The organism is Colwellia echini (assembly GCF_002843355.2).
In the GTDB taxonomy this organism is placed as follows: domain Bacteria; phylum Pseudomonadota; class Gammaproteobacteria; order Enterobacterales; family Alteromonadaceae; genus Colwellia; species Colwellia echini.
On record NZ_PJAI02000015.1, the window covers coordinates 14,528 to 27,159 of the forward strand.

Genomic DNA, 12,632 nt, shown 5'->3' on the forward strand with positions numbered 1-12,632 from the left:
TTCAAAGCCGGTAATTTTAAAACCAGGTAATTGAATGGAATTTAAAACTCCCGCCTCATTTGAGTTACAACATAGGCGGGAACTTGTTTGCGCTTGTTTAAATCTAAAAACTAAACCGCTATTTTCATAATTACATCGTCAGGTTGATATTGGCGAATTAAACTCGCTAATTCTGGCTTACATGAACCACACTTAGTGCCGCATTGTAATTTTTCGCCTAGTTCATCAACACTTGTACAACCTTGTTCAATAGCGGAAATAATACTTTTTTCACCCACACTATAACAACTACAGACTTGCTTACCTTGACTAAACTCCTCACTGGCAATACCAAGCAATAATGATTGAATAGTAGCAAATTCAAGACTTGGTTCGGCAAACACATGATCAAGCCATGCTTGTTCTATTTCCGGCCAACTGTTTGAGAAGTAACTTAAAAAGACTAATTTACCCGCTTGTAAACAAACAACATACGAAAAATCGTCTTGCTCGAACATCATCCATTCACCAGATAAACCGCTAATTTGTTGACTAAACGCCATTGCATCAACAGTTGGTTCATCTAACCCCATTTGATAAGCAGAGCCGTATTCAGTGGCACTTTTCACCCAGAAATCAGCAGTTACATTGGTATCACTAGCAGTATGTACACTAACGTATTGTTTAAATGATTTTTTACTTAACGCAACAGCGCCATGCTTACTTTCAGCTTGTCCTGATAGCGGGTCAACAATGCTTTGATATAACGCACTAACATTTCCGTGTGAGGCAAAACTTTTGTTCCAATGAATTGGCATAAAACATTCGCCAGGGCGTTGTTTATCATCCACTTTTACGTGCGCAATTGCCGCACCTGTACTTGCAGTAATTGACAGCATGTCATCATTTTCAACGGCTAAGTTAGCTGCATCGGTTGGGTGTAAATACAAATACGGTTTGTCAGTATGCGCCGACAGCTTACTTGTTTTACCCGTGCGAGTCATGGTGTGCCATTGATCACGTAAACGACCACTATTTAATAAAAATGGAAATTCAGTTGAGGTACGTTGTACTGGCAACTGTGGTGTAATAGCAATTAACTGGGCTTTACCCGAAGTGGTATTAAATTTTCCGTCAGCATAAACACGAGCACAGCCGTCAGGGTGGCGTGCATTCACGGGCCATTGAATTGGCGTGAGATCGTTATATTCTTTTGCTGTTAACTGAGTTAACCCACTTAAATCAAGTAAGCGTTCGCCGTCATTTTCAAATTGAGTTAATTGCGCATGCTCTTTAAAAACATCACTAACATCATCAAATTCAAAGCCACTAAAGCCCATTTTTTTAGCAACTTCCTGAATAATCTGCCAATCGTGCTTTGCTTCACCTGCAGGAGTTACTGCATTGCGTTGACGAGAAATACGACGTTCTGAGTTAGTTACCGTACCATTTTTTTCTAACCAAGGCGTCGCAGGTAACTTAACATCGGCAAACGCTAGGGTGTCGTTACTGTCTACACAGTCGGAAACGACTACTAATTCACATTTTGATAAAGCTTCGCTAATTTTTTCACGGTTCGGCAAACTTACCATAGGGTTAGTTGCCATGATCCATACTGCTTTGATATCGCCCGAAGCTATTTTGTCGAACATATCAATGGCTTTTTCACCCGCCTTGGTTGCCATAGTAGGTGACTGCCAAAAACGTTGAACTTTGTCTTGATGCTGAGGATTGTCGATATCCATGTGCGCAGCAAGCTGGTTAGCTAATCCGCCCACTTCTCTTCCGCCCATAGCATTAGGTTGACCAGTAATAGAGAAAGGACCTGAGCCTGCTTTACCTATTTTACCACTCGCTAAATGACAGTTAATAATACTCTGACATTTATCAACACCTGACGATGATTGGTTGATACCCATAGAGTAAAAGGTGATCGCTTTTTTACTGCTGCAATATAATTGATAAACGCTTATTAGCGTTTGCTCGCTCACTTCACAAAATGCCGCCACTTTAGTAACTGACCATTGTGCCGCTTCAGCTAATGCCAACTCAAAACCTTCAGTAAATTCAGCAATGTAATGTGTATCTAAACCGTCATTTTCACTTAAATAATTTAATAAACCATTGAAAAATGCAGCATCTGTACCTGGTTTTAATTGAATAAAGTTATCGGCAATTTCACAGGTTGCTGTTTCACGAGGGTCAATCACCACAATTTTCATTGCAGGATTAATTTTTTTAGCGCGCTCAATACGTTGGTATAAAACAGGATGAGTCCAAGCCGCATTAGAGCCAGTAAGTACTAATAAATCAGTTTGCTCAAGGTCTTGATAAGTACAAGGTACTACATCTTCGCCAAAAGCACGTTTATAAGCGGTAACTGCTGATGACATACAAAGACGAGAGTTAGTATCTATATTGCCAGAGCCTATATAGCCTTTCATTAGCTTGTTAGCTATATAATAATCTTCTGTTAATAACTGACCTGACACATAAAAAGCCACAGAATCTGGGCCATGCAGTTTAATAATATCATTAAATTTTTGCGCAACATGATCCGTTGCGTCATCCCAGCTCACTTGTTGTCCCGCAATTTCAGGAGATAACAAACGACCTGTTAAATCAATAGTGTTAAGCAAGTTACTGCCTTTAACACATAATTTACCATTGTTTGCAGGATGATCTGCGGTGCCAATTAAAGACACAGCTTTATTATCAGTTACGTTAATATCAACACCACAACCTACGCCGCAATAGGCACAAGTGCTTTGAATAAGTGACGGCGTACATACTGTAGCGTCAGGTGAAACGTGCGTTGAAGCAGTGCTTACGCTGCTCATACTGAACTCCTCAAACAACTTAACCATAGATCAAGAGAGTTCATTTGAACTCTCTTGTAATCGTATTTACCAAACGAATAACCTGTACTACTTAACTTAATAAAGTATTTGTACTTGTTCGTTTTCGATACGGATCGGATACACCGATATGCTTTTATCTTCTTGCAAACATTTTCCCGTTCTTAACGAGAAGTGTTGCTTGTATAAAGGCGAAGAAACCACAGGCTCGTCTTCAATACTACCAACTATGCCGCGATATAATACATTGGCGTTACCAATAGGATCATAGTTGCCCACAGCATATATTTTCTCTTCACTGTTAGGAATGTGGAAAATGGCAATTTGCTCATCTTCTCCAGCAGCGTTAGCAATTAAGGCACTGATACCAGAATCTGTTACTAGATCAGTTGTATCACAAATAGTTTTCCAAGATTTATCAGTTAATGTAGTCATTGTGGTGCTCTCCTATTACGCTGTTTCTGCAGCTGCATCGATATAAGTTACAGCTATTTTTTCTTCGTCACGTGCCGGACGAATTTGCTCTCGCTCAGTAACAAACTGAATATTGCTATCAGTTTTATCTGAGTTAACAAATGATTTGAAACGTTTTAACGCTTCTGGATCTTCAATGGTTGTTTTCCATTCACATTGGTAAGTACCAACAATATTTTCCATTTTAGCTTCAAGCACTTCGTTAATACCGATGCTGTCATTGATTACTATTTCTTGTAGATAAGCTAAGCCACCTTCTAAGTTTTCTAACCAAGTAGAAGTACGTTGTAAGCGGTCACCTGTTTGTACGTAGAACATTAAAATACGGTCAACGTATTTAACTAAGGTTTCATCGTCTAAATCGGTAGCAAATAAGTCAGCGTGGCGAGGTTTCATACCACCGTTACCTGCTACATATAAGTTCCAACCACCTTCAGTGGCGATAATACCAATATCTTTACCTTGCGCTTCAGCACACTCACGAGTACAACCAGACACTCCGAACTTAATCTTATGTGGAGCACGTAAGCCTTTGTAACGGTTCTCTAATTCGATAGCCATACCAATACTGTCTTTAACGCCGTAACGACACCAAGTAGAGCCGACACATGATTTAACCGTACGTAATGATTTACCATAGGCATGACCTGTTTCAAAACCAGCGTCAACTAACTCTTTCCAAATTGGTGGAAGTTGTTCAACACGCGCACCGAATAAATCGACACGAGCACCACCAGTAATTTTGGTATAAAGATTATATTTTTTAGCTACTTCGCCTAAAACAATAAGCTTGTCTGGAGTGATTTCACCACCAGCAATACGAGGAACTATTGAGTAAGTACCGTCTTTTTGCATGTTACCTAAGTAGGTATCGTTAGTATCTTGTAATGATAAATGGGCTTTTTTCAGAATGTAGTCATTCCAAGCTGAAGCAAGCACTGAACCCGCTAACGGCTTACAAATCTCACAACCTAAACCTTTACCGTGTTTTGACAATAATTCATCAAAAGTTTTAATTTTTTCTGCTGTTACAATGTCGTATATTTCACGACGTGAGTATGCGAAATGCTCACAAATGTCTTTTTTAACTTCAACACCGCGTTTTTCAAATTCGTTATCAGCAACACTTTTAACTAACGCCGCACAACCACCACAACCAGAGCCAGCTTTAGTACAACTCTTAACTTCAGCAACAGTACAAGCACCTGCGTCAATTGAATCAATAATGTCGCCTTTAGTTACGTTATGACACGAACATATACTTGCTGTGGCAGGTAAAGAATCAACACCTAGCGTAGGTTTGTCACTACCCATTGGTAAAATCAAACCTTCTGGCGATTCAGGTAAATCAATACCGTTAAGCATGTATTGTAGTAATGTGTCGTAATCGCCCGTATCACCAATTAATACCGCACCTAACATGCGAGTTTTATCGGCAGATACTACAATCTTTTTATAAACGCCTTCAGGTTGGTTTTCGTAGGTATAAGTTAAAGCTCCTTCGGTTTTAGCATGTGCATCACCAATTGAGCCAACTTCTACACCCATAAGTTTCAGCTTGGTACTCATATCAGCACCAGTAAATTCACCTTCTTCACCAGCAATGTGTTTTGCTGCAACTTTAGCCATGTTGTAACCTGGCGCAACTAAACCAAAGATAAAGTTGTTCCATAACGCACATTCACCAATAGCGTAGATGTTTTCGTCTGATGTTTGACATTGATTGTTGATAACAATACCGCCACGTGCGCCTATTTCTAAGTCAAAGTCACGTGCTAGGTTATCGTACGGGCGAATACCCGCTGAGAATAAAATTAAATCGGTTTCTAGCTCTGTACCGTCGCTGAAACATAATTTATAACGACATGTGTCACCTGCAACAATTTCGTTAGTTGCTTTTGATGTATGTACTTTTACGCCTAGCTCTTCAATTTTTGTACGTAATAAGCGACCACCGCCACCGTCAACTTGCACTGCCATTAATTGTGGTGCAAATTCAACTACGTGAGTTTCTAAACCAAGTTCTTTTACGGCTTTTGCTGCTTCTAAACCAAGTAAACCACCACCAATTACCACACCTACTTTACTTACTTTAGCGCTAGCTTCAATGGCTTCTAAATCTTCAATAGTACGGTAAACTAAACCATGTTCAACATCGCCACCAGGAATTGGCGGAACAAAAGGATAAGAGCCCGTAGCTAGAATAAGTTTGTCGTACTCAAAGGTGTCGCCACTCTCAGTAGTAACTACTTTAGCTGCTTTATTAATGTCGACTACTTTAGCGTTAGTTTTAAAGGTAACACCTAATGCGTCATAATTTTCAGGAGTAGTTAAAGCAAGATCTTCTGCTGTTTTACCTGCAAAGTATGAAGATAAATAAACACGGTCATAGGCTAATCGTGATTCAGCAGAAAGCACTGTGATTTGTGAATTAGCATTTTTTGCCATTTCTTCAACAAAGTGATGGCCAACCATGCCATTACCTACTACAACTATTTTAAATTTTGTATCTGTGCTCATATTGTTAATCCTACTTTTACTTACTAATTCGACAATGAATTAAAATCGCTTAGTTACTCACGGCGCAACGAACTACGATTATTCTCAACATGCCATTAATAGAGCAAATGCGGTGCCAATTTATTTTTTAATTAAATAACAACAGCTTGCATTATAGTGCACTAAATAGGTTCGAGTTTTTGCACTAGGTTGATCATTAGCAGGCACTGACAAGGTGCAAACTGTTACAAAATATAATCGACTGTGTAAAGTGGTTGAAAGCCAATAAAAATAGGAGGTTTTGTTAACTTCTCTATGACTAATAATAGAAAAATCAAAGGAGTGACAGGTTTGTGGCAAATAATTAGCAATTGAAGTATTAAATCAATTACCTTCAAGTGATATGAGTTGGTTTGTATGCTTATTACTAGCAATAATGTAAACGCTATTATAAAAATACTGTTGTGCAAATAAAAAAGGCTACCTTAAATAAGGCAGCCTAGTTTTTGATAATTAACTCAATTAGTAATGCAGCTTGTGCATAACAATCAGGTAATTATAGATAATTACGCAGATTTCTTTCTACGAGATAAACCAATACCTGCTAAGCCTAAACCTAATAAAGCAATTGAAAGAGGTTCTGGAACCGACACTGCAGGAACCGCCAACGCAGTACCACGAAGCACTACATTATCAATAAGTGCACCTTCAAAATTACCTGACAAAAAATCTGTTACATCAGTACTAAATCTAAAAGTAAAAGTACTCAAATCATCTGCGCCAGTAATAGCACCAACTGAAACAGATTCAAAACCTTGTGAACCACCTAAGCCAGTAGTCCAAAGGTTGTTCCAATTTGTACCATTGTTAGACCAACTTAAAGAGAGAGTATCATTACTATCTGATGGCCCTAATTCATCCCAACTAAAATCAATATAAATATCTTTAAATGATTCGGTTGAATTAGCATGAGCTGCTTCTGCATCTACACTAAACCAAATAAAGTCACGTAATCGTAATGCGCCGTTAACGATGGCTACATCATTATTATCATCTTCGATTGTAGACCAACCGTTTCCAACAGTATTACTATCTGCACGGTTAAAGTCATCTTCAAAGATAATTGTCGCTGATGCACTAGCGCAAAAAAGAGTTAATGCTGCTGCGGTAGCTATATTTTTAAATATTTTTTTCATAAGTAAATTCCATTATGTAATGTTATGAATTGTTAGTTTATTTATGTATTTGGTTGAGTCTATAGCTCTTCTCAAATATTGTTCATTCAGTTCCATTTGTTAACATTTAGCTTTTATTAGTTACGACTATCTAAATATTAATTGCGATTAACAGTAGTTCAATCTAAAAACTTTGAAACCTACTTGATAAAAAGCACGAATCAAGCCAAAAAAATTTATACACTAAAAATCAATGGTATAGGTTTTTTGTACAATTAAACTGGTTTGATGTGTAAATAAAACAGACACTTTAAGATGAAATATATCTATGTAATCAGTATGTTAAATATATGTGTTACTTACTACTAAGTAACACAATTTGATAAAGCGAAAAAGTCATATCACTTTGGGTAACCAATAGCGTGAACTGAAGTTAGTAATGACGGTCAGCTACAAGTTTTTTATTCTAAGTCACGATAGTAAATTTTTTCAAAAAATCATTCGCAGGCATTGGTCTGCCAGTAAAGTAGCCTTGAACATAATCGCATTGTTCAGCATATAGATATTGTAATTGCTCTTGCGTTTCAACCCCCTCAGCCAGTACTTTTAGACCTAAAGAATGACCCATATGGATAATTGCTCTCGCAATAGATTTACTGTCTATATCATTTTCAATTTCTGCAATGAAACTGCGATCAATTTTTACTTTTTGAATAGGGAAACGCTTTAGATAACTGAGTGAAGAGTAACCTGTGCCAAAGTCATCCATTGCCAACTGAAAACCAGCATCTTTTAAGTTTTGCATCGTGATAATAGCTTCATCAACATTATCCATTACCGCACCCTCAGTAATTTCTAGTTCGATAAAGCCAGGGCTAACATCTTGTTCTTGTAGAATACGTAACATATTTGAGACAAAGTCTTTACGTCTAAATTGCACTGGCGATATATTAATAGCGATTCTAATGGCTAAAATGCCTGCACTTAAAAAGCGTTTCACTTCTCGACATGCTTGCGCTAGTACCCAATCACCTAACTCATGAATTAAACCGCTTTGCTCGGCAATTGTTATAAACACATCAGGCGGGATCATACCTTTTTCCGGATGATGCCAACGTATTAAAGCTTCAGCGCCTACTAAGGTATTATTGTCGATAGTGAACAGCGGTTGATAGTACAGTTCAAAATGGCCCTGTGTTAATGACTTGATTAAATCAGCCAATATTTCTTTATTTTGCTGTAATTTAGCGTTCATTTCTTTAGTAAAGAAACGAGTGATATTACGACCGTCATTTTTCGCTTGATACATGGCTATATCTGCATTGCGTAATAACTCTTCACTGCTCTGAGCATCCTCAGGATAAATGGTAATACCTATGCTACTGCCAATATGAATATCATTATCGTTAACCATTATGGGTGTTTTCAATAATTTATTGATACGCTGCGCCACAACCATAGCGTCTTCTGCTTTGTTAATTTTGTTGTTTATAAAAGCAAATTCATCGCCACCTAAACGTGAAACTGTGTCTGTTTCTCGGCCAATATCCGATAACATCAGCGCTACTTTTTTTAATAATTCATCACCGGCATCATGCCCCATAGTGTCATTAACTATTTTAAAATTGTCTAAATCTAAAAAGAACACCGCAAATTTTTGAATATGCCGTTTAGCCAGCGCAATAGATTGTTGTAATCGGTCTTGAAATAGCAACCTATTCGGTAAACCTGTTAAAGGATCGTGCAAGGCTAAATGCTTTAATTGATATTCAACTTCTTTACGTTCTTTGATCTGTAATTCTAAATGATGGTTTTTGGCATCGAGCGCCATTTTAGTTTTATTAAAATGATAGGCTAGTAGGCCAAATTCATCTTGCCTGCTGTCATCCAGCATTTTTTTCGGGTTAGCTTTATCTTTTATGGGGTGTTGCAGTTGATTGACCATTTCATACATAGGAACAATCAAGCAACGTCGACAATAGAAAAATCCTAGAAATGCCGCAATAATCATAATACCGATAAGTAGAATTAGAATCAGGTTGGCTACTTTACTTGCACTATCTATCGCTATTTTTTGTGGGGTAACAACCACAATTTTCCATAATGTTTCAGGGATAATAAATACCGACACATGCACTGGCTCATCTAGAATAAAGTCATACTTATTGGTAACTGATACAGTTTTAATATTTTTATGCTCACCTTCATCTCTGAGGATTAACATATTGGCGACAATTAATTCAGCGTCTTGTTGTGATATTTGTTCGCTTTGTTCGGCTATTTTTTCTGCGAGTAGCTTATTCTTGTCTTTTACTGACGTAATTAAACCTAAATTCACCTCCTCCAAAATATCTGCGATAGGTTGAAATAGCTCTAGCTTTTTGGCAAGTTGATTAACGGTAATATATTCTTTGGTATAGTTATCTTTATTGCGACTAGTTATTTTAGTTAATTGTTCATCAGGAAAAGACAGAAACTTATTATGACGGTCAACAGCATAGGCATAGCCGCCTAATTTAGCGCTACTTTCAGCTAGTATGCTTTTAAGTTGCTGTAAACTTACATCAACAGTGGCATTGCCTATAAATTCTTGTTGTTCAAACATTGCAACGGTACAAGTTACCATGGGCGCTAAAGTGTAGGGATCCATATATGATTTAGACCACAAACACTCACCAGGCTTGCTATAACGAGACGGAACATACCATTCTTCAAAATGATAACCGCTACCTGCTAGGTCATTATATTGGTCAAAATATTGTAATTCGCCATTATTATCTCGTCCCCAAAAAAAGCTTCGTTGCTTAACACCTTGAGTAAACTTATTAGGCTCAGGCCATATACCACCACCTACTATAAGATTTTGGCTCTCTTGCAAAGCAAGCATTTGTGGAATAACGCGATCGAATAGTTGTGGATTTTTAGGTAGGTTTTCAGCAACTGTAGCTAAATTGCGAGCTAAGGTTTCCGCAATACTAATATGTAGTGAGATTTCAGACACAATGCGTGAGCCAGTTTCATCAATCAATTCTTTATTTTTACTAATTAGATGATCTTTAGCAACGCGGTCTACCACAATATAAGTAGCGGTAATCATGACTAAAAAAAGTAAGCTCAAACCTAAAGAAAATTTAATTAAAATGGTATTTTTTGATCTTACTTCTGTTCGAATAGAAGACATCCCTTCTCCTTTATTTGTAGCCCTTAAATCTCAACAAAATGTATTATATATTCAGGGGGGGGTATAACCATTTTCTAAGCATAGCAAAGACTTGTCATATCATCGTAAAATAAGTTTATGTATTTTAGAAATAAGAAAGCCATAATCGTTGAGATTATGGCTTTCTATTGATACGCAATGCTTAATTAGTGTAGCTTGAGGCTAATACATTTAAGATTATTCAGCCTCAGATTAGAAATTAATGAACTTGAATAAGCTCAACCGTACCATCTTCTCTGATTTCAGTAATAGAACCCTTTGGTTCCTGCATAAACAGTAAGGTAACAAAACCTACAACCGCTGTTGCAGCAATCACTAAGAAGAATGTTTGGTAACTAACCATAGACAATACAGTTAAATACACAACCGCACCAACGTTACCGTATGCACCAGTCATACCCGCTATTTGACCTGTTAATCGACGTTTGATTAATGGTACTGCAGCAAATACCGCACCTTCACCCGCTTGTACGAAGAACGAACAAGCCATAACAATAATTACTGCTAAAGGAAGTGACCAAGTACTATTAATTGAAGCCATAGCTAGGTAACCCAAAGCTAAACCAGCAGTTAATATTAATAAGGTTTTCTTACGACCATATTTATCGCTCAACCAACCACCACCAGGACGAGACATTAAATTCATAAAGGCGTAAAGTGATGCAAGCATACCCGCATAAACCATATCTAAACTGAACGTTTCAGCGAAGAACAATGGCAACATTGAAACAACCGCCAACTCTGAACCAAAAGTAGCAAAGTATAAAATGTTAAGTACAGCCACTTGTTTGAATTGATATCTGTGAATTTCTGGAACTTCTTTAGTAAATAAATGGCCATTTACTTGGTAAGTTTTCCAAACTTCAAGAATGAATAACAATACCAAAGATACATAAGCGATAATTGTCATAGCGTCTGAAAGTAAACTAACGCCTTGCGGTGATAATTTCCAAGTAAGCAATCCTAACGCACCGTACATTGGTAGCTTCATGATTAATAACAAATAAAAATCGCCAACACTAGTCACTTCCATAGCGCCCGTTTGCTTAGGTTTAAAGTAAGTAGAGCCTTTTGGTGTGTCGGTAACATTAGTGTACCAAATGAAACTAAAACCTAAACTTAGTAAACCTGTTAGGGCAATCGAGTAACGCCAAGCGTCTTCAATACCAAAAGTGCTACCAATATAAAGCGTAACTAGTGGTAATGACATTGCTGCAGCGGCTGAACCAAAGTTACCCCAACCGCCATAAATACCTTCAGCAGTACCTAATTCATTAGCTGGGAACCACTCACTTACCATACGAATACCAACAACAAAACCAGCACCGATAAAACCTAGTAAAAAACGGGCTAATGCTGCTTGTTCAAAGTTTTGCGCAAAGGCAAACATAAAACAAGGAATACTACAAACACCTAAAATAGCTGCATAAGTTAGTCGAGGACCATATTTATCGGTGAGCATACCGACAATAATACGCGCAGGAATCGTTAACGCGACGTTTAATATAAGTAGGGTTTTAATTTCGCTACTGCTCAAACCTAATGTATCAGCTATAACAGCCAATAACGGAGCATGGTTAAACCACACCATAAATGTGATGAAAAATGCCATCCAACTTAAATGCAAAGTTTTCATTTTCCCTGTAAATGACAATAATTTAATACCCGGCTGACTACTCATTGTATTTTTCCTATAAAATGTATATAAATTTAATAAGAGCAAACAAAGTGCCAACTATTTGTTTATTTTTATATCATTAAATATCAACAGCTTAATGTTAAATTATAATTTATTAAATAATATTTTTTGCACTTCAGTGTAGAACTGCACCAAGATCATGCATTGTATTAATTTTTTTACCTTCTATTAACGTTAATATGTTCATTGAGATCGTAAATGACTTTAAATATGTACTACTCTCACCACTAACTTGAGCACTAACTTGAGTAAGATAATTATAATCTTGTATACTTCCATCATCCGAAAAACAGACAACTACCTTGGTTTTTAAATGAATTTTTTATCTCTCTTATTACTCGGAGCAAGCTTAACTTTATTGTCACTTAGCTTAAGTGCTGAAAGTACCAAAAAATCGGCTGCTAGAGATATTAGTCATTTAATTTCTAAAGAAGAATTCCTAACTTATCAAGATGTTGCAGATTTTATTGAACAGTCACCTAAAGTGATGATCATAGTACCTGCATCGGCAGAAGATATTGAAAAATATGGACCACAAGTGGCAAAGTCGTTAACCGGCTCAGACTGCGATAGAGATGGTGAGATGGATGACAACCCAAGGTGTAATGCTGTTTTCTTTAAATTGTGGATGAAATATGCAAAATAGTGACGGTTAACTAAGCTGATTTTGAGTGAGTAATTCTTTTACTGTCGCACTGACGGCGACACAAAAAAAACAGTATAAACTT

General features: G+C 37.2%; 7 protein-coding genes. 1 reads left to right on the forward strand and 6 read right to left on the reverse strand.

What is annotated here, in order from left to right:
- Window positions 1-110 precede the first annotated feature (110 nt).
- The 6 genes from CWS31_RS12630 to CWS31_RS12655 all read right to left on the reverse strand — a co-directional run bounded on the left by CWS31_RS12630 (window position 111) and on the right by CWS31_RS12655 (window position 11,886).
- Window positions 111-2,819, reverse strand: a complete 2,709-nt coding sequence (locus tag CWS31_RS12630) for a nitrate reductase (protein ID WP_101342616.1) — start codon at window positions 2,817-2,819, stop codon at window positions 111-113.
- A gap of 96 nt (window positions 2,820-2,915) precedes the next feature.
- Entirely contained in the window at window positions 2,916-3,272 is a 357-nt protein-coding gene (gene nirD / locus CWS31_RS12635; protein WP_101342617.1) for a nitrite reductase small subunit NirD, read from the reverse strand.
- A 15-nt stretch (window positions 3,273-3,287) separates the two neighbouring features.
- A complete protein-coding gene (gene nirB, locus CWS31_RS12640) occupies window positions 3,288-5,831 on the reverse strand; it encodes a nitrite reductase large subunit NirB (protein ID WP_101342618.1) in 2,544 nt (847 codons plus the stop codon).
- A gap of 545 nt (window positions 5,832-6,376) precedes the next feature.
- The gene (locus tag CWS31_RS12645; protein WP_101342619.1) at window positions 6,377-7,006 is read right to left on the reverse strand and encodes a PEP-CTERM sorting domain-containing protein; all 630 of its coding nucleotides are present in this window, start codon (window positions 7,004-7,006) and stop codon (window positions 6,377-6,379) included.
- A gap of 445 nt (window positions 7,007-7,451) precedes the next feature.
- The gene (locus CWS31_RS12650; RefSeq protein ID WP_101342620.1) at window positions 7,452-10,166 is read right to left on the reverse strand and encodes an EAL domain-containing protein; all 2,715 of its coding nucleotides are present in this window, start codon (window positions 10,164-10,166) and stop codon (window positions 7,452-7,454) included.
- Window positions 10,167-10,404: 238 nt separating this feature from the next.
- Complete coding sequence (locus tag CWS31_RS12655; RefSeq protein ID WP_101342621.1) at window positions 10,405-11,886, reverse strand: NarK family nitrate/nitrite MFS transporter; 1,482 nt, start codon at window positions 11,884-11,886, stop codon at window positions 10,405-10,407.
- A gap of 331 nt (window positions 11,887-12,217) precedes the next feature.
- On the opposite strand from CWS31_RS12655, the gene CWS31_RS12660 reads away from it, so the two are divergent.
- A complete protein-coding gene (locus tag CWS31_RS12660) occupies window positions 12,218-12,550 on the forward strand; it encodes a hypothetical protein (protein ID WP_101342622.1) in 333 nt (110 codons plus the stop codon).
- Window positions 12,551-12,632 lie beyond the last annotated feature (82 nt).

Bases quoted from the DNA above. Each gene is read 5' to 3' on its own strand.
- CWS31_RS12630 (WP_101342616.1), bottom strand. From the start codon at position 2,819: ATGAGCAGCGTAAGCACTGCTTCAACGCACGTTTCACCTGACGCTACA.
- nirD (WP_101342617.1), bottom strand. From the start codon at position 3,272: ATGACTACATTAACTGATAAATCTTGGAAAACTATTTGTGATACAACT.
- nirB (WP_101342618.1), bottom strand. From the start codon at position 5,831: ATGAGCACAGATACAAAATTTAAAATAGTTGTAGTAGGTAATGGCATG.
- CWS31_RS12645 (WP_101342619.1), bottom strand. From the start codon at position 7,006: ATGAAAAAAATATTTAAAAATATAGCTACCGCAGCAGCATTAACTCTT.
- CWS31_RS12650 (WP_101342620.1), bottom strand. From the start codon at position 10,166: ATGTCTTCTATTCGAACAGAAGTAAGATCAAAAAATACCATTTTAATT.
- CWS31_RS12655 (WP_101342621.1), bottom strand. From the start codon at position 11,886: ATGAGTAGTCAGCCGGGTATTAAATTATTGTCATTTACAGGGAAAATG.
- CWS31_RS12660 (WP_101342622.1), top strand. From the start codon at position 12,218: ATGAATTTTTTATCTCTCTTATTACTCGGAGCAAGCTTAACTTTATTG.